This is a genomic window from Bradyrhizobium sp. STM 3561, assembly GCF_045571455.1.
In the GTDB taxonomy this organism is placed as follows: Bacteria; Pseudomonadota; Alphaproteobacteria; order Rhizobiales; family Xanthobacteraceae; genus Bradyrhizobium; species Bradyrhizobium vignae.
Genome location: NZ_CP120695.1, coordinates 7,196,936 through 7,219,486 on the forward strand (window position 1 = coordinate 7,196,936; position 22,551 = coordinate 7,219,486).

21 protein-coding genes are annotated in these 22,551 nt (G+C 64.6%); 17 read left to right on the top strand and 4 right to left on the bottom strand.

The genetic code is table 11. From position 1 onward, the window contains the following. The first annotated feature begins 97 nt into the window (after positions 1–97). Positions 98–883 (top strand): IclR family transcriptional regulator C-terminal domain-containing protein, encoded by a 786-nt coding sequence (locus P6U28_RS34060; protein ID WP_122406098.1) that lies wholly within the window; start codon positions 98–100, stop codon positions 881–883. A gap of 64 nt (positions 884–947) precedes the next feature. Then, positions 948–1,280, top strand: a complete 333-nt coding sequence (locus tag P6U28_RS34065; RefSeq protein WP_122406097.1) for a PRC-barrel domain-containing protein — start codon at positions 948–950, stop codon at positions 1,278–1,280. A 188-nt stretch (positions 1,281–1,468) separates the two neighbouring features. On the opposite strand, the gene P6U28_RS34070 is transcribed toward P6U28_RS34065, so the two are convergent. Then, complete coding sequence (locus P6U28_RS34070) at positions 1,469–1,864, bottom strand: group II truncated hemoglobin (protein WP_129145923.1); 396 nt, start codon at positions 1,862–1,864, stop codon at positions 1,469–1,471. Positions 1,865–1,866: 2 nt separating this feature from the next. Further along, a complete protein-coding gene (locus P6U28_RS34075; RefSeq protein WP_129145924.1) occupies positions 1,867–2,775 on the bottom strand; it encodes a helix-turn-helix transcriptional regulator in 909 nt (302 codons plus the stop codon). A 121-nt stretch (positions 2,776–2,896) separates the two neighbouring features. Between P6U28_RS34075 and P6U28_RS34080 the strand changes: the two genes are divergently transcribed. From P6U28_RS34080 to boxB, 5 genes are all read left to right on the top strand, one after another. Next, positions 2,897–4,438 carry a benzoate-CoA ligase family protein gene (locus P6U28_RS34080; protein WP_407120619.1) on the top strand — a complete coding sequence of 514 codons (1,542 nt, stop codon included), beginning with the start codon at positions 2,897–2,899 and terminating at the stop codon, positions 4,436–4,438. 303 nt (positions 4,439–4,741) lie between these two features. After that, positions 4,742–5,824 carry an ISAs1 family transposase gene (locus P6U28_RS34085; protein ID WP_122405414.1) on the top strand — a complete coding sequence of 361 codons (1,083 nt, stop codon included), beginning with the start codon at positions 4,742–4,744 and terminating at the stop codon, positions 5,822–5,824. Positions 5,825–5,882: 58 nt separating this feature from the next. Further along, positions 5,883–6,695, top strand: a complete 813-nt coding sequence (locus tag P6U28_RS34090; protein ID WP_407120620.1) for an alpha/beta fold hydrolase — start codon at positions 5,883–5,885, stop codon at positions 6,693–6,695. A gap of 137 nt (positions 6,696–6,832) precedes the next feature. Then, a complete protein-coding gene (gene boxC, locus P6U28_RS34095) occupies positions 6,833–8,521 on the top strand; it encodes a 2,3-epoxybenzoyl-CoA dihydrolase (RefSeq protein WP_122406094.1) in 1,689 nt (562 codons plus the stop codon). Positions 8,522–8,672: 151 nt separating this feature from the next. Further along, positions 8,673–10,124, top strand: coding sequence for a benzoyl-CoA 2,3-epoxidase subunit BoxB (boxB, locus tag P6U28_RS34100; protein WP_407120621.1), 1,452 nt, complete (start codon positions 8,673–8,675; stop codon positions 10,122–10,124). A gap of 181 nt (positions 10,125–10,305) precedes the next feature. Here boxB and P6U28_RS34105 read toward each other — a convergent pair whose 3' ends face one another. Continuing rightward, on the bottom strand, positions 10,306–11,106 hold the full coding sequence (locus tag P6U28_RS34105; RefSeq protein WP_407120622.1) for an SDR family oxidoreductase: 801 nt from the start codon (positions 11,104–11,106) through the stop codon (positions 10,306–10,308). A gap of 182 nt (positions 11,107–11,288) precedes the next feature. After that, a complete protein-coding gene (locus P6U28_RS34110; RefSeq protein WP_209296200.1) occupies positions 11,289–12,347 on the bottom strand; it encodes a polysaccharide deacetylase family protein in 1,059 nt (352 codons plus the stop codon). A gap of 168 nt (positions 12,348–12,515) precedes the next feature. On the opposite strand from P6U28_RS34110, the gene P6U28_RS34115 reads away from it, so the two are divergent. The 10 genes from P6U28_RS34115 (at position 12,516) to phoB (ending at position 22,447) form a co-directional block, all read left to right on the top strand. Then, entirely contained in the window at positions 12,516–13,910 is a 1,395-nt protein-coding gene (locus tag P6U28_RS34115; RefSeq protein ID WP_129145927.1) for an OmpA family protein, read from the top strand. A gap of 2 nt (positions 13,911–13,912) precedes the next feature. Further along, on the top strand, positions 13,913–14,215 hold the full coding sequence (locus P6U28_RS34120; RefSeq protein WP_162500501.1) for a hypothetical protein: 303 nt from the start codon (positions 13,913–13,915) through the stop codon (positions 14,213–14,215). Between the two features lie 399 nt (positions 14,216–14,614). Further along, positions 14,615–15,670, top strand: a complete 1,056-nt coding sequence (locus tag P6U28_RS34125) for a lysylphosphatidylglycerol synthase domain-containing protein (RefSeq protein ID WP_122406088.1) — start codon at positions 14,615–14,617, stop codon at positions 15,668–15,670. Positions 15,671–15,716: 46 nt separating this feature from the next. Next, complete coding sequence (locus tag P6U28_RS34130; protein WP_122406087.1) at positions 15,717–17,015, top strand: ATP-binding protein; 1,299 nt, start codon at positions 15,717–15,719, stop codon at positions 17,013–17,015. Positions 17,016–17,159: 144 nt separating this feature from the next. Continuing rightward, complete coding sequence (gene pstS, locus P6U28_RS34135; RefSeq protein ID WP_129145928.1) at positions 17,160–18,173, top strand: phosphate ABC transporter substrate-binding protein PstS; 1,014 nt, start codon at positions 17,160–17,162, stop codon at positions 18,171–18,173. A gap of 168 nt (positions 18,174–18,341) precedes the next feature. Next, positions 18,342–19,331, top strand: a complete 990-nt coding sequence (pstC, locus tag P6U28_RS34140) for a phosphate ABC transporter permease subunit PstC (RefSeq protein ID WP_164937228.1) — start codon at positions 18,342–18,344, stop codon at positions 19,329–19,331. Position 19,332: 1 nt separating this feature from the next. Continuing rightward, positions 19,333–20,178 (top strand): phosphate ABC transporter permease PstA, encoded by an 846-nt coding sequence (gene pstA, locus P6U28_RS34145; RefSeq protein WP_129145930.1) that lies wholly within the window; start codon positions 19,333–19,335, stop codon positions 20,176–20,178. Next, complete coding sequence (gene pstB, locus P6U28_RS34150; protein WP_122406084.1) at positions 20,175–20,996, top strand: phosphate ABC transporter ATP-binding protein PstB; 822 nt, start codon at positions 20,175–20,177, stop codon at positions 20,994–20,996. The genes pstA and pstB overlap by 4 nt, the downstream gene beginning before the upstream one ends. 11 nt (positions 20,997–21,007) lie before the next feature. Then, positions 21,008–21,724: a phosphate signaling complex protein PhoU gene (gene phoU / locus P6U28_RS34155; RefSeq protein WP_122406083.1), complete on the top strand. Its 717-nt coding sequence runs from the start codon at positions 21,008–21,010 to the stop codon at positions 21,722–21,724. 15 nt (positions 21,725–21,739) lie between these two features. Further along, positions 21,740–22,447, top strand: a complete 708-nt coding sequence (gene phoB / locus P6U28_RS34160) for a phosphate regulon transcriptional regulator PhoB (protein WP_008143479.1) — start codon at positions 21,740–21,742, stop codon at positions 22,445–22,447. Positions 22,448–22,551 lie beyond the last annotated feature (104 nt).

Sequence of the window (22,551 nt, forward strand, 5' to 3'; positions counted from 1 at the left end):
TTGTGGAGGGCGATTGTTCGCCTATTGAACGAATGGGCGAATTATGCCATGCCTTGGAGCGGCAGCAAGCACTATTTTGCAGGATTATCCCGAAGCCATGCCCAAGCTGAAGCGCAGCGAGAGCGACGAGCGCGCGACGGACTTCGTCGAGGCCCTCGATCGCGGCCTGCGGCTGCTGCAGTGCTTCGGCACCACGGCCGGCCCGATGACGCTGAGCGATCTCGCCCGCGCCGCCGATCTGCCGCGCGCCACCGCACGGCGCATGCTGTTCACGCTTCAGCGCGGCGGTTACGTCTCCGGCGATGGCAAGTTGTTCTCGCTGACTCCGCATGTGCTGACGTTGGCCGCATCATATTTGCGCTCGAGCCAGATCATTGCCGTACTTCAACCCGTGCTCGACCGCATCGCGACCGCGGCGCAGGAAATCTCCTCGCTGGCGGTGCTCGATGGTGACGATGTCGTGTTCATCGCCCGCGGCGGCCCGACGCGGGTGTTCTCGGGCGGATTGGAGATCGGCTATCGCCTGCCGGCCTTCTGCACCTCGGTCGGCCGCGCCATGCTGGGGCAGTTCGGCGATACCGATCTCGCCGCGCGCCTGAATGCGATGAAGCGCGAGGCGCTGACGCCGCAGACGGTGACCGACCCGAAGGTGCTGCTCGCGCGCATCACAGCCGACCGCGCGCAGGGTTATTCGCTGGTCGACCGCGAGGCCGAGCCGCATTTCCGCTCGATCTCGGTCCCCGTCCGCCGCTACGACGGCGTGATCGTCGCGGCCATCAACATGGGCGCGCATGTCGATCGCGTGCCGGCGCAGGAACTGATCGACCGCTTCCTGCCGCTGTTGCGGGAAGGCGCCGAGGCCGTGCGCTCGCAGCTTCTGTAGTTCCTCCCTCGCCTCGAAACCGGTGCTATAATCGTCGCCAGCACAAGAGAACAGGGAGGAGCCCATGCACCATACCATGGTTCCCAGTGATCGCGTGGAGCACGTTGCCGTCTACGGACGCGACGGCACGAAGCTCGGCACGATCGAACGGCTGATGCTCGACAAGATGAGCGGAATGGTCGCCTATGCCGTGATCAAGACCGGCGGGCTGCTCGGCACCCATCATCATTATCCGCTGCAGTGGAGCGCGCTGAAATACGATCCGGGACGGCAGGCGTTCCAGATCGACTCGACGCTGGAGGAGCTCAGCAGCGGCCCGTGCGAGTTCGACGGCGAGGCGTTCGACTGGGGCGACCGCTCGCGGCCGTATCCGCATCCGCATTACTGGTCGGTCTAAAGCGCGATGAGATTTGGATGAATCGTCATCGCGCTTTAGCTTGTTGTTTACGCATGATCTTTCCGGAAAACCGCTTCGCACTTTTCCGGATCATGCTTTAGCGGCGTCGGTCGTATTGTAGCCCAGGTGAGCGAAGCGATACCCGGGAAGCTAAGACCCCGGACGTCGCTTCGCTCACCCAGGCTACGTCACGGCCGGTTGCGCATCCAATTGGCAAGACCGGACAGCGCCTGATCGAGATCGCGCCGCGCCGCGCTGTCTGTCACCGCTTCTTCCAGCGCGCCGCGCATGCAGAGCATCCACGCGTCGCGCTCGGCATCGCCGATGGCGAAACCGAAATGGCGCTGGCGCAGCCTCGGATGCCCCTTCTCGACGGAGTAAAGCCGCGGGCCGCCTGTCCATTCGGTGAGATAGCGTTTCAGCACGTCCCTGATCAGGCCGAGATCGGCCGCATGCATGGCGCGGATCACCTGCGCCTCCGGCAGCGTGTCCATGCGGTCGTAGAAGCGGTCGACCAGACGATCGATCGTGGCGCTGCCGCCGATCCGCTCGAACATGGAAATTGTGACGTCAGTGTCGGTCATCTCTACAGCGCCACGCTGCGCAGCCCGAAGCTGCGGGCTTCCTTCTGCAGCACCGGCCGCACCGCATCGATCAGCCTTGCTGCGGCGTCATCCACCGACAATCCTGCCGTATCCACCACCGCGGTTGCGCGCGAATAGAGCGGCTCGCGGCTGAGCAGGATGTTGCGCAGCTCCGCCATCGCCGAGCGATCATCCGCCATCGGGCGCAGGTCGCCCTGGCGGCGCACGCGCGCCATGTGCTCTTGGGGCTCGGCCTTCAGCCAGATCGTGTAGAACGAGGTCAGGACCTGGTCGAAGGTCAAAGGCTCCGAGACGATGCCGCCGCCGGTCGCCAGCACCATCAGCTCGTTGCGCGCGAGCAGCTGCTGCAGCGCCGCCTGCTCCATGCGGCGAAAGCCTTCCTGGCCGTAGAGCGCGATGATCTCGGCGACCGAGAGCCCGTTCTGCTGCTCGACCTCCTTGTTGAGCTCGACGAAGCTCCAGCCGATCTTCTTCGCCAGCATCCTGCCGAGTGTGGACTTGCCGGCGCCGCGCAAGCCGATCAGCGCGATGCCGCAGAATGGCGCGCGCCGCGGCGCGGAGGCGCTGCCGCCGGCGAGCAGATCTTTTGCTTGCGCGATCTGCGTCGGCGTCGCCTTGCGCAGGAGGTCGCGAAACATCTGCCAGTCCGGCGTCGGATCGGCCGAGGGGAGCAGGTCTTCGAGGTGTGCGCCCATCGCGTCGGAGACGCGGCGCAGCAGCACGATGGAGACGTTGCCCTTGCCGCTTTCGAGCTGCGCAATGTAGCGCTCCGAAATCCCAGATACCTTGGCGAGCACTTTGCGCGACATGCCGCGCAGTGCGCGCATGGTGCGTACGCGCTGGCCGAGCTGTTCGAGGAAGCGGGATTCGGCGTCGGGACTTTCGGTCATGAGCCTTCTTTACAGGTGTCCTGCGGCGCGTTTTAATGAAACATAGTGCCTGCTGGCATTGACAGCAAGCCGTCGTGATGTCTTTCTATGAATTATAATTCTAAATTCGGGGGAGATGTCCGTGAGCGAGGGATCCTATAACGCGGTGACCTGGCTGCTCGACCGAAACGTCGAGGAGGGCCGCGGCAGCAAGCTTGCCTTCGACGACACCGTCTCGCGGCTCACCTATGGCGAGCTCCAGCAACAAACCCGGCGCGCCGCCAACATGCTGCGCCGGCTCGGCGTCCGCCGCGAGGAGCGCGTGGCGATGATCATGCTCGATACGGTCGATTTCCCGATCGTGTTCCTGGGCGCGATCCGCGCCGGCATCGTGCCGGTGCCGCTCAACGCGCTGCTGACCGCGGACCAATACGCCTACATCCTCGCTGACTGCCGCGCGCGGGTGCTGTTCGTGTCCGAAGCGCTCTATCCCGTCATCAAGGACGTGGTCGGCCGCATGCCCGATCTCGAGCATGTCGTGGTCTCCGGCGCCAAGCAGAACGGCCACAAGCAGCTCGCCGAGGAGCTCTCAGGCGAGAGCGATCAGTTCACCACCGCCGCGACGCATGCGGACGAACCGGCTTTCTGGCTGTACTCGTCCGGCTCGACCGGCATGCCCAAGGGCGTGCGCCATCTGCATTCGAATTTGCAGGCGACGGCGGACACCTATGCGAAACAGGTGCTCGGCATCCGCGAAAGCGACGTGTGTCTCTCCGCGGCAAAACTGTTCTTCGCCTATGGCCTCGGCAATGCGCTGACCTTCCCGATGTCGGTCGGCGCCAGCGTGATCCTCAACAGCGAGCGGCCGACGCCGGCGCGCATGTTCGACCTGATGAACCGCTACAACCCGTCCATCTTCTACGGCGTGCCGACCCTGTTCGCGGCCATGCTCAACGACGAGACCGTGAAGGCCGAGCGTGGCGGCAAGGCCCTGCGCGTCTGCACCTCCGCCGGCGAGGCGCTGCCGGAATCCGTCGGCATCAGCTGGAAGGCGCGCTTCGGCGTCGATATCCTCGACGGCGTCGGCTCGACCGAGCTGCTGCACATCTTCCTGTCGAATGCGCCCGGCGACATCAAATACGGCACGTCAGGTAAGCCGGTGCCGGGCTATGCGGTGCGGCTCGTCAACGAGGCCGGCCAGGACGTCGCCGACGGCGAGGTCGGCGAATTGCTGGTCGATGCGCCTTCCGCTGGCGAGGGTTATTGGAATCAGCGCCATAAGAGCCGCCGCACATTTGAAGGGCCGTGGACCCGCACCGGCGACAAATATGTTCGTGACGCGGATGGCCGCTACACCTTCTGCGGCCGCGCCGACGACATGTTCAAGGTCTCCGGCATCTGGGTCTCGCCTTTCGAGGTCGAGAGCGCGCTGATCACGCATCCGGCGGTGCTGGAAGCGGCCGTCGTGCCCGAGGCCGATCCGGAAGGCCTGCTGAAGCCGAAGGCCTTCGTCGTGCTGCGACCGGGCGCGACGACGACGGACTTGCAGGAGATGCTCAAGGAGCACGTCAAGCAGAAGATCGGCCCGTGGAAATATCCGCGCTGGATCGAAGTGGTGGACTCGCTGCCGAAGACCGCGACCGGAAAGATCCAGCGATTCAAGCTGCGGGAAGGGGCACATTGAGTGAGTTGGCGGCGAACGCGCTCGCTTACCCTCCCCTGGAGGGGTCCGGGACGAGCGTAGCTCGCCCGTGGGTCGGCACGCGATCGAGCGTAGCGAGACGCGTGACAGGGTGGCGTGATCTCTCAACGGGCACCGCACCCGCGGAGAGGCTGTCACCCCACCCCGCTTCACATCTCGCTGCGCTCGCTGTGAATCGACCCTCCCCCTCCAGGGTAGGGGAATCGCATATGGTGCTGGCAGGGTGTTGCCAAGCGGTTGGAACTGGATTCTTTGGGTGTCTCTCGATTCCAGAGGGAGACCTGAATGCGCAAGCTCAAGCGCCTGTTTCGACCGCTCAAGGACCCGCGCGCCAGCAACACCCGACATGATCTTGTGGAGATCCTCGTCATCGCCTTGGCGGCGACGCTGGCTGGCGCCAAGACCTGCACCGAGTTCGAGTTCTTTGGCCAAGGCCGCGAGGAGCTGTTGCGGCGCTTCCTGGAGCTCAGGCACGGCATTCCGAGCCACGATACGTTCAGCAACGTCTTCCGTGCGCTGGATCCGAAGGGGCTGGAAGCGGTTTTGCGCAAATTCAGCAAGGGCTTCGGCATCAAGGGGGTGGTCAGCATCGACGGCAAGGCGCTGCGCGGGGCCTACACGCGGGGCCGGCAGGCCACGCCGCTGCATATGGTCAATGTCTGGGCCGCAGGCACTCGCATGGCGCTGGCTCAGAGAAAGGCTCCCAACCGCAACGAGGTTGCCGGGGCTCTCGAAGTTCTCGCGCTGCTCGATCTGGACGGGGCTCTTGTCACCGCCGACGCCTTGCATTGCCGGCCCGATACCGCGCAGGCCATCCTCGATCGGAAGGGGCACTACGTGTTAGCCATCAAGAGTAACCGTGGCCGGCTCTTCAAGGCCGCCAAGACGTTGGTCGATACAGCCCGAAAGCCCGCGCGAGCGAGTCAACGAAGAGCCACTGCCCACGGTCGCGCCGAGCGCCGGCAGGCCATCGTCGCGCCGGCTCCTCAGTTGGCGAAGCAATACGACTTCCCCGCTATCGCCGCAGTCGGTCGCATCGACAGCTGGCGCGCAAACTCTGGCAAGACCGCCAAGCATACGGTCCGATACTTCCTCGCCTCGCGCCTGCTGTCGGCCAAAAAGCTGCTCGAGGTCGTGCGTGCTCACTGGAGCATCGAGAACAACCTGCACTGGGTTCTCGACGTTCTGTTCGACGAAGATGCCTGCCGCAGCCGCAAAGATCACGCCGCCGAAAATCTCGCCCTCATCCGCAAGCTGGCCATCAATACCCTGCAGGCAACGCCCGGTCCTGCCCGCATCAGCCACAAAATGCTCCAAGCCAGATGGAATAATGACTTCCTTCTCTCCGCCCTCGCCCATATGCGATAGCCCTACCCTCCAGGGGAGGGTGGGCATCTCGGTATTGGCTAGGAATGGGAATTCGACCATGACCAACCTCACCCCCACCGGCTTCCTCAGCATCGATGGCGCCAGCCTCGAATACAAATGGCTTGCGCCGCAATCGTCTGACGCCCCCACCATCGTCATGCTGCATGAAGGCCTCGGGTCGGCAGGCCTCTGGGGCGATTTCCCGGAGAAGCTGCAGCAGGCGACCGGCGCTGGCATCTTCGTTTACTCACGCGCCGGTTACGGGCAGTCCAGTCCGATCGCGTTGCCGCGGCCGCTCGACTACATGCAGCGCGAGGCGCTGGACGTGCTGCCGAAGCTGCTCGATGCGATCGGATTCAAGCGCGGCCTCCTGCTCGGCCATTCCGACGGTGCTTCGATCGCCACCATCTATGCCGGGGCGCATCAGGATCATCGCCTGAGCGGTCTGGTGCTGATCGCTCCGCATTTCATCGTCGAGGACATCTCGATCAAGTCCATTGCCGCGATCAAGTCGACGTTCGAGACCACGGATCTCAAGACCAAGCTGGCGCGCTGGCACAAGGACGTCGACAACGCCTTCTACGGCTGGAACGGCGCCTGGCTCGATCCAAAATTCCGCGATTGGGATATCTCCGAATATCTCGCCTATATCCGCGTACCCGTCATGGTCGTGCAGGGCGTCGACGACCAATACGGGACCTTGCGCCAAGCCGAGATCGCGCAGGAGGAATGTTATTGCCCGGTCGACCTGACGATCATTGCGGGCGCAGCGCATTCCCCGCATCGCGAGGTGCCCGGGCCCACGCTCGACGCGATCGCGCAGTTCGCAAGGGCGGCCTTGCGGGATGATCCGGGACTTCAGGCGGCGTGAAGCGCATCTGGGGGTGTCGCGTCAGATGAAGCAAAGTGCATATAAGGCCTAGATTCGGTCTAGACTTGTCCGATAAGATGCATTATTGTGCATCTAACGCTCAAACCAAAACCCATAATCAAGCTCAGGGATGACCAATGGCCGGGGAAGATCGGCGCCTCGCAGGCGGCGCGACGTTCATCGATTTCCAGACCGAACCGTCCCGCTACAAGCACTGGAAGCTCACGGTCGATGGCGACGTCGCGACGCTGACCATGGACGTCGACGAAAATGGCGGCCTGTTCGAGGGCTACCTGCTCAAGCTCAATTCCTACGACCTCGGCGTCGACATCGAGCTTGCGGACGCGATCCAGCGCCTGCGCTTCGAGCATCCCGGGGTGAAGGTCGTCATCATGCGCTCGGCCAAGAACCGCGTGTTCTGTGCCGGCGCCAACATCCGCATGCTCGCGGGCTCGACGCACGCCCACAAGGTCAACTTCTGCAAGTTCACCAACGAGACCCGTAACGGCATGGAAGACTCCTCGGAGAATTCCGGCCAGCGCTTCATCACGGTGGTGAACGGCTCGGCCGCCGGCGGCGGCTATGAGCTGGCGCTTGCGACCGACCACATCATCCTCGCCGATGACGGCTCGTCGGCTGTCGCGCTGCCCGAAGTGCCGCTGCTCGCGGTGCTGCCCGGCACCGGCGGCCTCACTCGCGTGGTCGACAAGCGCAAGGTGCGCCGCGACCACGCCGATGTCTTCTGCACCATCGAGGAAGGCGTGAAAGGCAAGCGCGCCGTGCAGTGGCGCCTCGTCGACGAGATCGCGCCGAACTCGAAGCTGGAAGCCAGGATCGCCGAGCGCGCCAGGGAATTTGCGGCCGCTTCGAAACGCACCGGCAGCGGCAAGGGCATTGCGCTGACGCCGCTCAAGCGCATCATCGACGACAACAGCATCCGTTACGGCTTCGTCACCGTCGACATCGATCGCACTGCTCGCATCGCGACCATCTCGATCAAGGCACCGGAGACCGCGCCGCCGGCCGACATCGACGCCATGATGGCGCAGGGGGCTTCGTTCTGGCCGCTCCAGGTCGCGCGCGAGCTCGATGACGCGATTCTGCATCTGCGCATCAACGAGCTCGAGATCGCCATGCTGGTGTTCAAGAGCCATGGCGACCGCGCCCATGTGCTCGCTTGCGATGCCTTCCTCGAAGCCAACAAGGCGCACTGGCTGGTCAACGAGATCAGGCACTACTGGAAGCGCGTGCTGAAGCGCATCGACGTCACCTCGCGTACGCTGGTGACGCTGGTCGAGCCCGGCTCCTGCTTTGCCGGCACGCTCGCCGAGCTCGTCTTCGCCGCCGACCGCTCCTACATGCTGATCGGCACGCGCCAGGGCGACAACCGCCCGCCGCCGTCGATCGAGCTCTCGGCGATGAACTTCGGTCCCTATCCGATGAGCCATGGGCTGACGCGGCTTCAATCACGCTTCCAGGCCGATCCGTCCGATGTGGAGCGCGCGGAAGCAACGCTCGGCACCGCGCTCGACGCCGAGCAGGCGGAAGAGCTCGGCCTCGTCACCTTCGCGCTCGACGACATCGACTGGGATGACGAGGTCCGCGTCTTCCTCGAGGAGCGCGCCAGCTTCTCGCCCGACAGTCTCACCGGCATGGAAGCGAGCCTCCGCTTCGTCGGTCCCGAGACGATGGAATCGAAAATCTTCGCGCGCCTCACCGCCTGGCAGAACTGGATCTTCCAGCGCCCCAACGCGGTCGGCGAGGAAGGCGCGCTGCGCCGCTACGGCAGCGGGCAGAAGCCGAAATTCGATATGACGCGGGTTTGATGACTTTCACTGCGTCATGGCCGGGCAGAAGCGCGAAGCGCGTCTTTGCACAAATGTCCCGGCCATCCACGTCCTTGGCTCAAAGAAGCAAGAACGTGGATGCCCGGCACAAGGCCGGGCATGACGGGAAGAGATCGCAAGGAGCACGGCCATGAACATGAACATCATGAACGTCGACTACTCGACCAAGATTCCCAACAACGTGAACCTCGCCGAAGACCGCCAGGTGCTCAAGGCGCTGGAAGGCTGGCATCCCGGTTACATGGACTGGTGGAGCGACATGGGCCCTGAGGGCTTCCAGGAATCGCTGGTCTATTTGCGCACGGCCTATTCGGTCGATCCGCGCGGCTGGGCCAAGTTCGACTACGTGCGCATGCCCGAATATCGCTGGGGCATTCTTCTTGCTCCGCAGGAAGAGAATCGCGTCGTTCCGTTCGGCGAGCATTATGGCGAGCCGGCCTGGCAGGAAGTCCCGGGCGAGCATCGCGCCATGCTGCGCCGCCTGATCGTGATCCAGGGCGACACCGAGCCCGCCTCCGTCGAGCAGCAGCGCCATCTCGGCAAGACCGCGCCCTCGCTCTACGACATGCGCAATTTGTTCCAGGTCAATGTCGAGGAAGGCCGCCATCTCTGGGCGATGGTCTACCTGCTGCAAAAGTATTTCGGCCGCGACGGACGTGAAGAAGCGGATGATCTGCTGCGCCGCCGCTCGGGCGATGCCGATGCACCGCGCATGCTGGGCGCCTTCAACGAGGCGACGCCGGACTGGCTGTCCTTCTTCATGTTCACCTATTTCACCGACCGCGACGGCAAGATGCAGCTGCACTCGCTGGCGCAGTCGGGCTTCGATCCCTTGTCGCGCACCTGCCGCTTCATGCTGACGGAAGAGGCGCATCACATGTTCGTCGGCGAGACCGGCATCACCCGCGTCGTGCAGCGCACCTGCGATGCGATGAAGCAAGCCGGCATCAGCGATCCCACCGACATCGCCAAGGTGCGCGCGCTCGGCGTGATCGATCTGCCGACCATCCAGAAGAAGCTGAACCTGCACTACACGCTGTCGCTCGACCTGTTCGGCTCGGAGGTCTCGACCAACGCGGCCAACGCCTTCAACGCCGGCATCAAGGGCCGCTATCACGAGACCCAGATCGACGACGATCACCAGCTCAAGAATTCCACCTATCCGGTGCTCAAGCTGATCAATGGCGAGGCCAAGCTGGTCGACGAGCCGGCGCTGACCACGCTCAACATGCGCCTGCGCGACGATTACACCCAGGATTGCATCAAGGGCATGCTGCGCTGGAACAAGGTGATCTCGACCGCGGGCTACGACTTCAAGCTGACGCTGCCCAACGTCGCCTTCCATCGCCACATCGGCGAGTTCAAAGACGTGCACGCGACGCCCGACGGCATCTTGATCGACGAGGCCACCTGGGCGAAGCGTCGGGATGAATGGCTGCCCTCGGCGAGCGACGGCGACTTCATCACCTCCCTGATGCAGCCCGTCACCGAGATCGGCCAGTTCGCCTCCTGGATCTCGCCGCCCAAGGTCGGCATCGACAACAAGCCCGGCGATTTCGAGTACGTGAAGATCGAGTCGTAACGGCCGCTCGCGAGACGCGTCCGTCGCGCCATACGAAGACTGTCATCACCCGCAAAAGCCGGTGATCCAGTACTCCGCGGCAGCAGTGATTGAGCCGACAGGCCGCGGCGTACTGGATGCCCCGCCTTCGCGGGGCATGACAGCGAGTGTAAGGCGCGGCCTTTGCCGAAGTCCTTGCCGCTTACCCTGCGATCTCCAGCCCTGCGTTCGCGTACACCACTCCGCCGTCGACCGCGATGGTGTTGCCGACCACATAATCGCCGGCGCGCGAGGCGAGATAGATCGCGACGCCGGCCATGTCCTCGACGCTGCCGATCCGCCGCGCCGGAATGCGCTTTGCGACCTCGTCGGCATGGTCGCGCGCGGCGCGGTTCATGTCGGACTTGAACGCGCCCGGCGCGATCGCGGTGACGTTGATGTTGTCCTTGATCAGCTTCGTCGCCATGCGCCGAGTCAGATGGATCACGGCCGCCTTGCTGGCAGCGTAGGAATACGTCTCGCTCGGATTGACGAAGATGCCATCGACGGAGGCGATGTTGATCACCTTCGCCGGCCGCTCCGCGCTCGCGGCCGCGCGGAGCGGCTTCGCCAGCGCCTTGGTCAGGAAGAACAGCGACTTGACGTTGAGGTCCATGACCTTGTCCCAGCCGCTTTCGGGGAATTCGTCGAACTCCGCGCCCCAGGCGGCGCCGGCATTGTTGACGAGAATGTCGAGCTTCGGCTCCAGCCTGATGATTTCGCCGGCGAGCCTGTTGCAGCCTTCGACGGTGGAGATGTCGATCGGCAGCGCGATGCATTCGCCGTCATATTGCGCCGTGAGCTCTTGTGCGGTCGCCTCGCACGGGCCGGCCTTGCGCGCGGTGATGTAGACCTTTGCCGCGCCGGCGCTGAGGAATCCCGCCGCGATCATCTTGCCGATGCCGCGCGAGCCGCCGGTCACCAGCGCGACACGGCCTTTGAGCGAGAACAGATCGTTGAACATGGTACCTCCCTTGGTTGGCGCTCGTTGTGAGCGGGGCCGGGAGGGGAGTCAAGGAAGGGCCACCAACTCCGCCCTCATCCCGAAGGAGCGCGTCAGCGCGTCTCGAAGGATGCGGGCGGCCCATCCTTCGAGACGCGCTCCTTCGGAGCGCCCTCAGGATGAGGTCTGAGTATGCGGACGAATCAAGCCGCCGCGATCCGGCGAAAGCCGTTCCACATCGCGGTCGCGGCGCCCGAGGTCAGCACCGGCAGGATCCGCGTGTCCTGGTAGTTGCCATTGAGTGAGACGCGGGGCAGCGCGGTCATGTGGCCGGCATTCTCCGCGAACAGCATGCCGGGCCGCGTCGTCACCGCGGTCTTGAAGCCGGCGGATGCGGCAAGGGCGAATTCGCGCGTCCCCGCGGCGTCGCGGTCGCCATAGGGATAAGCGAGATGCAACACGGGGCGCTCCAGCGCCTGCTCGATCCGCGCGCGGCTCACGGCCATCTCCTGCGCGGCGATGTCTTCCGCCTGCTTGGCGAGGTTGCAATGGCTGACGCTATGCGCGCCGATCGTGACCAGCGGATCGGCGGCAAATGTCTTCACCTCGGCCCAGGACAGGCACAGGCTGCGGCACAGCGCTGCCATGTCGACGTCGTATGTCGTGCACAGCGCCCCGATCTCGCGCGCCAGGTCGTGCTCGCCCGGCAGCGCACGCAGCCAGTCGTGCAGGCGGTCGAACGCCGCCTGCTTCGCCGCAATCGTCGTCGCATCGAGCCGCAGCGCGGAATGGCCAATTTTGACCTCGATCTGCTCGGCTTTGGCGATCACGGCCTCCAGTGCTGTCCACCACAATCGTCCGGTGCCCTCGGCAAAATCGCTCGCGACATAGACCGCCAGCGGCGCGTCAAATTCGCGCAGCACCGGCAATGCGTAGTCCAGATTGTCGCGATAGCCGTCGTCGAGGGTGAAGGCGGCGAAGCGGCGGTCGAACCGGCCCTGCACCAGCCGCTCATGCAGTTCGTCCATGCTGACGATATCGATGTCGCGCGAGCGCAAATGGCGCAGCGTCGCACGGAGGAATTCGGGGGTGACTTCGAGATGCCTGTTCGGCTGGAACGCGGCCTCACGGGCCGGCCGCACATGGTGCAGCATGAATATGGCGCCGATGCCCGACAAAAGCGGGCGCAGCAGGTGGTGTGCCCCGCTGAAATAGAGTGCTCCCAGCCCGGCGCGGATGACGTTGTTACGCAATTGTTTCATGACCGGCTGGGGGGGGGACTCTGGCATTCCGGTTTCAACTTACGGAAGAACCCTTGAAGAAAAAGTTATTCCGATTGTCCGGCCGGGGCCTTCGGTACGGCACCATTTCCGGTTTGACAGCCTGCCAAGGGTTTGTTTTGTCTCCGTTTCCAGAGTTCGGGTCGTCGAATGCAGAAGCTTTTCAGTTGGGCCAGCAAATGGTGGCCGGGGCTGATCCCCCTGGCCGTCATGTGGGGATTTGCGGCCTGGAATAATACCTTACCGGTCGAGGCCGATCTTTCGGCCCGCAGTTCGGCTGCGCTGAAGGATACCGTTCTGGACAAGACCCGGATCGCGGTCGATGGCCGCGACGTCAGCCTTGCCGCGGATGCCTTTTCCGAGGAGGGTCGCCGCGACGCCGTGATGGCGGTCGAAACCGTCCCGGGCGTGCGGCTGGTCGACGACCGGACGCGCCTTGTTCCCGAGGCCAAGCCCTTCGTCTGGAACGCCGAGCGCGACGTGGTGCGGGTGACGCTGTCGGGCTCCGCGCCCTTGCCGTCGATGAAGGCGCGGCTGACCGAGGCTGCCCGCAAGGAGGTCGGCGGCGTCGAGGTGGCCGACCAGATGGGGCTGGCCCGCGGCGCGCCGCCTCGGTTCGAGGCCGCCGCGATGCTGTTGCTGGATCAGATCGGCAAGCTCAAGGACGGCAAGATCACGATCACGGACACCAAGGTCAATCTGTCGGGCATGGCGCGCGAGCTCGGCGGCCGCGAATCGATCGCAGCGGCGCTGAAGAACCTGCCGGAGGGTTTTTCGATTGCCGCCAACGAGATCAAGGCGCCGCCCTATATCTTCCAGGCCTACAAGGATCCGGTGGCAGCGACGGTGACGCTGACCGGCTACGTTCCGGACAACAACGTCCACGCGGCGATCGCCACCAGCGCGTCGCGAAAGTTCTTCACCGAGAAGGTCGTCGACAATCTCAAGGCCAGCATCGGCGCACCCGGCGCCTTCAGCACGGCAGTCGTCGCAGCGCTCGGCGCGCTGTCGCGGCTGTCGACCGGCACGCTCGTCGTCTCCGACCGCGAGGTGAAGCTGTCGGGCGATGCGCTCTACGAAGGAGCCGCCAACGACATCCGCGCAGGCCTCGGCAAGGACTTCCCGAAAAACTGGCAGTACAAGCCGGAGATCACCGTGAAGCCGGCGGCAGGCCCTGTCGACGGCACCGTGTGCCAGCAATTGTTCTCGGAACTCCTGACCAAGGGCAAGATCCGCTTCGCGACCAAGCGCGCGGAGATCGATCCTGACTCGGCCGGCATCCTCGATCGTCTCATCGAGACCGCGCTGCGCTGCCCCACCACCAATATCGAGGTCGTCGGACACACCGACGCCGACGGCGAGGACTCCTTCAACCAGGCGCTCTCGGAAAAGCGCGCGCAGGCGGTGATCGATTATCTGGTCAAGGCCGGCCTGCCCGCCAGCCGCTTCACCGCGGTCGGCCATGGCAGCACGCAGCCCGTCGCCGGCAACGACACCGATGAAGGCAAGGCGCAGAACCGCCGCATCGAATTTCTGGTGAGGTGACGATGCCTTATCTCGTCTCGTTCCATCTGGGCTGGCTGATCGGCTCGCTGCTGCTGGGCTTTTGCATGGGCTGGATCTCGGTGGTCCAGCGCGGCAACGGCACCTCGAAGGTGACGGCGCGCTGGCTCGCGGCGCTGGTTGCGGGCCTGGTCGCTGCCTCATTCACCCATGTGGTCCCCGGCCGTTTCGGCTACTGGCTCGATCTCGGGCTGGTCTTGTTCGCCTGCTACCTCGTCGGCTGCACCATCGGCGCCTGGTTGCGCGACCGGGTGGTCTCGCGCACCGTGCCGCCGGCCACTCCGTGATGTTGCCGTGCACCCTGACGTGACCAGCCGCGTCGATCATCCTCTTCAGCGGGCGGGCGTGCCCCATAGATTGACGTCGGCTTAACTCGTGACGGAACATTGCGCGGCCGAAATCATCAAAACTTCATGGCGTCTGCGCAAGATTGCCATGGAGATTCGCGTCGAGCCTTGCCGCCGAAAGCGCCAAGCCGTGCCCCAGGAGCCGTAACCCTGCCTAAAATATTGAAGGCACGTGTTTTTGTTCGAATTGGCGAATTCCACTTCGCCCGAAAACGCGCTAGTGGAGGGGGAGGGGGCATGCGCGATGCCGGAGCCGGCGGTGAAGGGCCGCCGCGTGCCTGTGCGTCGTTCGCCTGTTCTCCGGCCGTCCTGGCCGCTGAAGCGTTGTTCGAGGTCTAGATGCTGGAACCCATACGCAGGGCGATGACGTTTCTGCGCCAGAAGCAAATCCTGCATAAGCTTGGAGTTGTGATCAGCATCGCGGTCATCGGTATCGCTTGCTATGTGCTCTATCACATGCTGAGGGGCATCGATTTCAACGAGGTCCTCGAGGCGATCAAGAGCACCGAGCCGAGGCAGATCGCGATGGCGGCGCTGTTCGTCGCCGCGGGCTATTTCACCCTGACCTTCTACGACCTGTTCGCGGTGCGCGCGATCGGCCATGCCCATGTGCCCTATCGCATCAACGCGCTCGCGGCCTTCACCAGCTATTCGATCGGCCACAATGTCGGCGCGTCCGTCTTCACCGGCGGCGCGGTGCGCTACCGCATCTATTCGGCCTATGGGCTGAACGCGATCGACGTCGCAAAAATCTGCTTCCTCGCCGGCCTGACCTTCTGGCTGGGCAATGCCGCCGTGCTCGGCCTCGGCATCTCCTACCATCCGGAGGCCGCCGCCTCGATCGACCAGCTGCCGCCCTGGCTGAACCGGACGCTGGCGCTGATGATCATCGTCGCCCTGGTCGGCTACGTGGTCTGGGTCTGGACCCAGCCGCGGGTGGTCGGCCGCGGCCCGTGGACCGTGGTGCTGCCGGGCGGGCCGCTGACGCTGCTCCAGATCGTGATCGGCATCGTCGATCTCGGTTTCTGCGCGCTGGCGATGTACGTGCTGGTCCCGGACGAGCCCAATCTCGGTTTCGTCGTGGTCGCGGTGATCTTCGTCTCGGCGACCCTGCTCGGCTTCGCCAGCCATTCGCCCGGCGGCCTCGGCGTGTTCGATGCCGCCATGCTGGTCGGCCTCTGGCAGATGGACCGGGAGGAGCTGCTCGGCGGCATGCTGTTGTTCCGCGTCCTCTATTATCTGTCTCCCTTCGTCTTATCTGTAATCTTGCTGACGTTTCGAGAAGTTATCATCGGCGCGCGATCGAAGCGCCTGCAACAGGCGGCGCTCAAGCTGGACCCCGGCCCGGCGCCTGAAGCCGCCTATGTGAGAGAGCGCAGCGACAGCGGCGCCTGAACGGTGCCAAGTCCTTAGGACAAGTCCTCCAGGAGAAGCCCGTCCCGTGGCGATCGATGCCCCATCTTCTCCCTCCGCCCAGCCCTGGTCCGATCGGCTGCGGCACTCGACCATCATCCTGATCGCCGCGGCGCTGGCGCTGTCCGTCGTGGTCTCGCTCGGCGAATTGTCGGCGCTGCACGCCGCAATCGTGTTCCTCTGCATCGCGGCGGCTGCCCTGATCCCGTGGCGGCTGCACGATCCTGCCGCTTCCCGCGACGACGTCAGCCGCATCAACCCGGTCGAGAGCGCGGCGGTGGCCGCCGTGGTCGCCGGCATGCCCGATCCGGCGGTGCTGCTCGACCGCGCCGGCCGCGTCATCCACCTCAACGCCGCCGCCGCCCAGCTCGCGCCGGCGCTGCGCCGGAACGAGCTCGCCCAGTTCGCGCTGCGCTCGCCGGAGATCATCACGGCGCTGCGCGAGGCGATCGCGACCACGGAGCCGCGGCGCGCGACCTATCTCGACCATGTTCCGGTCGATCGATGGATGGAGCTCATGATCACGCCGGTGCCAGTGCCGACCAGCTTCGGGGGCGCCGACAAGTGCATGCTGATGACCTTCCACGATCAGACGCCGCTGCGCCGGGTCGAGGAAATGCGCGCCGACTTCGTCGCCAATGCCAGCCACGAGCTGCGCACGCCGCTAGCCGCGCTGTCGGGCTTCATCGACACGCTGCAGGGCCAGGCCAAGGACGATCCGAAGGCGCGGGAACGCTTCCTCGGCATCATGCACAACCAGGCCACCCGCATGGCGCGCTTGATCGACGATCTCCTGTCGTTGTCGCGGGTCGAGTTGTCGGCCCATGTCCGCCCCGACACCCTGGTCGATCTCGTGCCGATCATCCGCCAGGTCGCCGACGGGCTCGAGCCGCTGGCACGTGAGCGCCAGGTCGAGGTCGAGATCCATCTGCCGGAGCCGCCGGTGATGATCGCGGGCGACCGCGAGGAGCTACTCCGCCTGTTCGAGAACCTGATCGAGAACGCGCTCAAATACGGGGCCTCGGGCGGACGCGTCATCGTGTCGCTGACATCAAGCGCGGCCGCTGACGGAGGTCAGGAAATCCGCGTCATGGTCCGCGATTTCGGCCCGGGCATTGCGCCGGAGCACCTGCCGCGGTTGACCGAGCGCTTCTACCGGGTCGACGTCGGCGACAGCCGCTCGCAAGGCGGCACCGGGCTCGGATTATCGCTGGTGAAACATATTCTTAACCGCCACCGCGGCCGGCTTCTGATCGAAAGCGTGCCCAGGCAGGGCGCCACTTTCACGGCCTGTTTTCCCCAGGCTAGGACTTCGGTGCAGGCCTGAAATTCTAGCGATTTCAAACGCTTGATTGTGTCATCCAACTGTCACGAAACCTTCGTAAAAGCACAGCCGACCGTTCCTAAAGGGGCGGTGCGGGGAGCGCGATCGGGCGCGGATGGCGCTTCGCTCCCCTGTATGGAGACCAGCATGAATTTCCTCAAAACGGTCGTCGCTGCCGGCTTGGTCGCCGCATCGACGACGGCAGCCTTTGCGGCCGATATCACCGGTGCCGGCGCGACGTTCCCGTTCCCGATCTATTCGAAATGGGCTGACGCCTACAAAAAAGAGACCGGCAACGGTCTGAACTACCAGTCGATCGGCTCGGGCGGCGGCATCAAGCAGATCCAGGCCAAGACCGTGACCTTCGGCGCCAGCGACGCGCCGCTCAAGGCCGAGCAGCTCGAGAAGGACGGCCTCGTCCAGTGGCCGATGGTGATGGGCGCCATCGTTCCCGTCGTCAACATCGAGGGCGTGAAGCCCGGCGAGATGGTGTTCGATGGCGAAATCCTGGCCAATATCTATCTCGGCAAGATCACCAAGTGGGACGACGCCGCGATCAAGAAGCTCAATCCGAACGTGAAGCTGCCGTCGGAGCCGATCACCGTGGTCCGCCGCTCGGACGGCTCGGGCACCACCTTCAACTTCACCAACTATCTCTCCAAGGCCAGCGCGGATTGGAAGAGCAAGGTCGGCGAGGGCACCGCGGTCGAGTGGCCGGTCGGCGTCGGCGCCAAAGGCAACGAAGGCGTGTCGGGCAACATCAGCCAGACCAAGAACTCGATCGGCTATGTCGAGTATGCCTATGCCAAGCAGAACAAGCTGACCTACACCGGTCTCGTCAACAAGGCCGGCAAGCCGGTGCAGCCGACCGTCGAAGCCTTCCAGGCGGCCGCCTCCAACGCCGACTGGGCCAAGGCGCCCGGCTACTACGTCATCCTGACCGATCAGCCCGGCGACAAGTCCTGGCCGATCACCGCAGCGACCTTCATCCTCATGCACAAGGAAGCCACCGACAAGGCGGCCTCGCAGGAAGCCATCAAGTTCTTCCGCTGGGCGTTCAAGAACGGCGACAAGGCGGCCGAGGAGCTCGACTACATCCCGATGCCGGACAGCGTCGTCCAGCTGATCGAGAAGACCTGGGCTGCCGAGATCAAGAGCTGAGGCTCTCCTCTCGCGTCCCGGACGCGGTGCAGCACGCAAGTGCTGCTCCGCAGAGCCGGGACCCACAAGAACTGGGCCCTGGACGCGGCGCGGCACTTCGCACCGCGTCCGGGGCACGAGACCCAATAAAACGTGTATTCTTTGGTACAGGGGATCGGCGTGGCAGAGATGGCCGTTCAGAGCGATGTAATCGACGACGCCGGACCGTATGACCGCGCCAAGGCCTTGAGCGCGTTCAAGCTCGGCGACGTCACCTTCTACTGGATCACGCGGTTGTCCGCCATCTCGGTGCTGCTGATCCTCGGCGGCATCATCATCTCGCTGATCGTCGGTGCGTTCCCGGCGATGAAGGAATACGGCATCTCCTTCCTGTGGACGCAGCGCTGGGCGCCGTCGGCCGATCCGCCCGTGCTCGGCGCGCTCGGGCCGATGTACGGTACGCTCGTCACCTCCTTCATCGCGATGCTGATCGCGATTCCCGTCGGTCTCGGCATTGCCATCTTCCTCACCGAGCTCTGCCCGCAATGGCTGCGCCGCCCGATCGGCATGGCGGTCGAGCTGCTCGCCGGCATTCCCTCGATCATCTACGGCATGTGGGGCTTCTTCGTGCTGGGCCCGTTCCTGGCCAACACCTTCCAGCCCTTCATGATCCGGGTGTTCGACGGTGTTCCCGTGCTGGGCGCGATCTTCGCAGGTCCTCCGTCCTATCTCAGCCTGTTCAACGCCGCGCTGATCCTCGCCATCATGGTGCTGCCTTTCATCACCTCGATCTCGGTCGACGTGTTCAAGACTGTGCCGCCGGTCTTGAAGGAAGCCGCCTATGGCGTCGGCTGCACCACCTGGGAAGTCGTCCGCAGCGTCGTGATCCCCTACACCCGCGTCGGCATCATCGGCGGCGTCATGCTGGCGCTGGGCCGCGCGCTCGGCGAGACCATGGCGGTGACCTTCATCATCGGCAACTCGTTCCGGATCTCCTCGTCGATCTTCGCCCCGGGCACCACGATCTCGGCAGCGATCGCCTCCGAGTTCGCCGAGAGCGACGGCCTGCATCAGTCCGGCCTGATCCTGCTCGGCTTGCTCCTGTTCGTGCTGACGTTCTTCGTGCTCGCGGCCGCGCGGCTGATGCTGCTGCGTCTGGAAAAGAAGGCGGGGAAGTGACATGAATCCGATCTATTCACGCCGCCGCCGCAAGGACATCGTCATCCGCGGGCTCTGCATCGGCGCCGCCGCCTTCGGTGTCACCTGGCTCGCGCTGATCCTGATCACGCTGCTCTACAACGGTCTGGCCGGCCTGAACCTGCAGGTCTTCACCGAGAATACGCCGCCGCCGGGCTCGACCGAGGGCGGCCTGCTCAACGCCATCGTCGGCTCGCTGATCATGACCGTGCTCGGCGTCGGCATCGGCGCGCCGCTCGGCCTGTTCGCCGGCACCTATCTTGCCGAATACGGCCGCAACGACAAGCTGACCTCGGTCATCCGCTTCATCAACGACATCCTCTTGTCGGCGCCCTCGATCATCATCGGCCTGTTCATCTACGGCGCGGTGGTGGTGCCGATGCGCGGCTTCTCGGCGATCGCAGGCAGCCTCGCGCTCGCCGTCATCGTGATCCCGGTCGTGGTGCGAACCACGGAAGACATGTTGCTGCTGGTGCCGAACCCGCTGCGCGAAGCCGCCAGCGCACTGGGCCTGCCGCGCTCGCTGGTGATCAAGCGGATCGCCTATCGCGCCGCGCGCTCCGGCCTCATCACCGGCGTGCTGCTCGCCACGGCCCGCGTCGCCGGCGAGACCGCGCCGCTGTTGTTCACTGCGCTGTCGAACCAGTTCTTCAGCCTTGGCCTGAACAAGACGATGGCCAACCTGCCGGTCACCATCAACAACTTCGTGCAGAGCCCCTACGCCTACTGGAAGCAGCTCGCCTGGAGCGGCGCGCTGCTGATCACCCTGACCGTGCTTGCCCTGAACATTGGCGCGCGCATCATCGGCGCCGAGAGGACTGCAAAATGAGTGAAATGTCTGTTTCCGTGAGCGCGCCGACCGTTCATCCCGGCTCGCAGCTGCTGCCCGAGGCGCCCGCCAAGGTCACCGCGCGCAACCTGAATTTCTACTACGGCGAGCACCACGCGCTGAAGAACATCAACCTGGCGCTCGGCACCAACCGTGTCACGGCGTTCATCGGCCCGTCTGGGTGCGGCAAGTCGACCCTGCTGCGCATCTTCAACAGGATGTACGATCTCTATCCGGGCCAGCGCGCCACCGGCCAGCTGCTGCTCGACCACACCAACATCCTCGACCCCAAGCTGGATCTCAACCTGCTGCGGGCGCGGGTCGGCATGGTGTTCCAGAAGCCGACACCCTTCCCGATGACGATCTACGAGAACATCGCCTTCGGCATTCGTCTGTATGAGAAGATCTCGAAGTCTGAGATGGATGACCGCGTCGAGAAGGCGCTGCGCGGCGGCGCGCTGTGGAACGAGGTCAAGGACAAGCTCAATGCCTCCGGCCTGTCGCTCTCCGGCGGCCAGCAGCAGCGCCTCTGCATCGCCCGCACAGTCGCAGTGCGGCCCGAGGTGATCCTGTTCGACGAGCCCTGCTCGGCGCTCGACCCGATCTCGACCGCCAAGGTCGAGGAGCTGATCCAGGAACTGTCCGAGAACTACACGATCGCGATCGTCACCCACAACATGCAGCAGGCGGCGCGTGTCTCCGACAAGACCGCCTTCATGTATCTCGGCGAGTTGATCGAGTTCGACGACACCAGCAAGATATTCACGTCGCCGAGCGACCGGCGCACGCAGGATTACATTACCGGCCGGTTCGGCTGAGGAGACGGAACATGGGTTCTGAACATACCGCAAAGGCCTTCGACACCGACCTCCAGGAGCTCACCCGCCTGGTCGCCGAGATGGGCGGCATCGCCGAGCGCATGATCGTCGATTCCGTCGACGCGCTGATCCGTCGCGACGTCACGCTCGGGCAGCGCGTCGTCACCACCGATGCCGAGCTCGACGCGCTGCAGAAACGCATCGAGGAGCGCGCCGTGCTCACCATCGCCCGCCGCCAGCCGATGGCGGTGGATCTGCGCGAGATCGTCGGCGCCATGCGCGTCGCGACCGATCTGGAGCGCATCGGCGACCTCGCCAAGAACATGGGCAAGCGCGTCGCCGCGCTGGAGACGGATTTCCATCCGCTCAAGCTGTTCCGCGGCCTGGAACACATGACCGATCTCGTGCAGCAGCAGGTCAAGTCGGTGCTGGACGCCTATGCCGCGCACGATCTGCCGGCGGCGATGGCGGTGTGGAAGGGCGACGAGGAGGTCGACGCCATCTGCACCTCGCTGTTCCGCGAACTCCTCACCTATATGATGGAGGACCCGCGCAACATCTCGTTCTGCATCCACCTGATGTTCTGCGCCAAGAACATCGAGCGGATCGGCGATCACGCCACCAACATCGCCGAGACCGTGTTCTACATGATCGAGGGCCAGGCGATCACCGACAAGCGGCCGAAGGGCGACATGACGACCTTCGCCACGACGGTGCCGAATACCTAAGGGAGCGACGACAACATGGGCGCACGCATTATGGTGGTTGAGGACGAGGAAGCTCTCACCGAGCTTCTCCGCTACAACCTCGAAGGCGACGGCTATGACGTCGAGACGGTGATGCGCGGCGATGACGCCGACACCCGCCTCAAGGAGCACATTCCCGATCTGATCGTGCTCGACTGGATGCTGCCGGGCCTGTCAGGCATCGAGCTGTGCCGGCGGCTTCGTACCCGTCCCGAGACCAAGCAGCTGCCGATCATCATGCTCACGGCGCGCGGCGAGGAAAGCGAGCGGGTGCGTGGACTTGCGACCGGTGCCGACGACTACATCGTCAAGCCGTTCTCGGTGCCGGAGCTGCTCGCGCGCGTGAAGGGCCTCTTGCGGCGCGCGAGCCCCGAGCGGCTCGCCACCGTGCTCGCCTATGGCGATATCGAGCTCGATCGCGACAAGCGCCGCGTAGCGCGTTCGGGCCGGCCGATCGATCTCGGCCCGACCGAATATCGCCTCTTGGAGTTCTTCCTGGAGCATCCCGGCCGCGTGTTCTCGCGCGAGCAGCTGCTCGACAGTGTCTGGGGCCGCGACATCTACATCGACGAGCGCACCGTCGACGTCCATATCGGCCGCCTGCGCAAGCTGCTCAATCTAGGCCGCGAGCAGGACCCGATCCGCACCGTTCGCGGCGCCGGCTATGCGCTGGACGATCGTTTCGCGAAGGCAGAGCAGACGTAAGGTTTGCTGGCGTTGCTTTAGCGGGCTGCTGCCATAGCCTCAGTGTCGTCCCGGACAGGCGCGCGCAGATTCGGGACCCATAACGACAGGACGTGATTGTTTTG

Coding starts and splice junctions, on each gene's coding strand:
- P6U28_RS34060 (WP_122406098.1), top strand. CDS start 98: ATGCCCAAGCTGAAGCGCAGCGAGAGCGACGAGCGCGCGACGGACTTC.
- P6U28_RS34065 (WP_122406097.1), top strand. CDS start 948: ATGCACCATACCATGGTTCCCAGTGATCGCGTGGAGCACGTTGCCGTC.
- P6U28_RS34070 (WP_129145923.1), bottom strand. CDS start 1,864: ATGACCGACACTGACGTCACAATTTCCATGTTCGAGCGGATCGGCGGC.
- P6U28_RS34075 (WP_129145924.1), bottom strand. CDS start 2,775: ATGACCGAAAGTCCCGACGCCGAATCCCGCTTCCTCGAACAGCTCGGC.
- P6U28_RS34085 (WP_122405414.1), top strand. CDS start 4,742: ATGCGCAAGCTCAAGCGCCTGTTTCGACCGCTCAAGGACCCGCGCGCC.
- P6U28_RS34090 (WP_407120620.1), top strand. CDS start 5,883: ATGACCAACCTCACCCCCACCGGCTTCCTCAGCATCGATGGCGCCAGC.
- boxC (WP_122406094.1), top strand. CDS start 6,833: ATGGCCGGGGAAGATCGGCGCCTCGCAGGCGGCGCGACGTTCATCGAT.
- boxB (WP_407120621.1), top strand. CDS start 8,673: ATGAACATGAACATCATGAACGTCGACTACTCGACCAAGATTCCCAAC.
- P6U28_RS34105 (WP_407120622.1), bottom strand. CDS start 11,106: ATGTTCAACGATCTGTTCTCGCTCAAAGGCCGTGTCGCGCTGGTGACC.
- P6U28_RS34110 (WP_209296200.1), bottom strand. CDS start 12,347: ATGAAACAATTGCGTAACAACGTCATCCGCGCCGGGCTGGGAGCACTC.
- P6U28_RS34115 (WP_129145927.1), top strand. CDS start 12,516: ATGCAGAAGCTTTTCAGTTGGGCCAGCAAATGGTGGCCGGGGCTGATC.
- P6U28_RS34120 (WP_162500501.1), top strand. CDS start 13,913: ATGCCTTATCTCGTCTCGTTCCATCTGGGCTGGCTGATCGGCTCGCTG.
- P6U28_RS34125 (WP_122406088.1), top strand. CDS start 14,615: ATGCTGGAACCCATACGCAGGGCGATGACGTTTCTGCGCCAGAAGCAA.
- pstS (WP_129145928.1), top strand. CDS start 17,160: ATGAATTTCCTCAAAACGGTCGTCGCTGCCGGCTTGGTCGCCGCATCG.
- pstC (WP_164937228.1), top strand. CDS start 18,342: ATGGCCGTTCAGAGCGATGTAATCGACGACGCCGGACCGTATGACCGC.
- pstA (WP_129145930.1), top strand. CDS start 19,333: ATGAATCCGATCTATTCACGCCGCCGCCGCAAGGACATCGTCATCCGC.
- pstB (WP_122406084.1), top strand. CDS start 20,175: ATGAGTGAAATGTCTGTTTCCGTGAGCGCGCCGACCGTTCATCCCGGC.
- phoU (WP_122406083.1), top strand. CDS start 21,008: ATGGGTTCTGAACATACCGCAAAGGCCTTCGACACCGACCTCCAGGAG.
- phoB (WP_008143479.1), top strand. CDS start 21,740: ATGGGCGCACGCATTATGGTGGTTGAGGACGAGGAAGCTCTCACCGAG.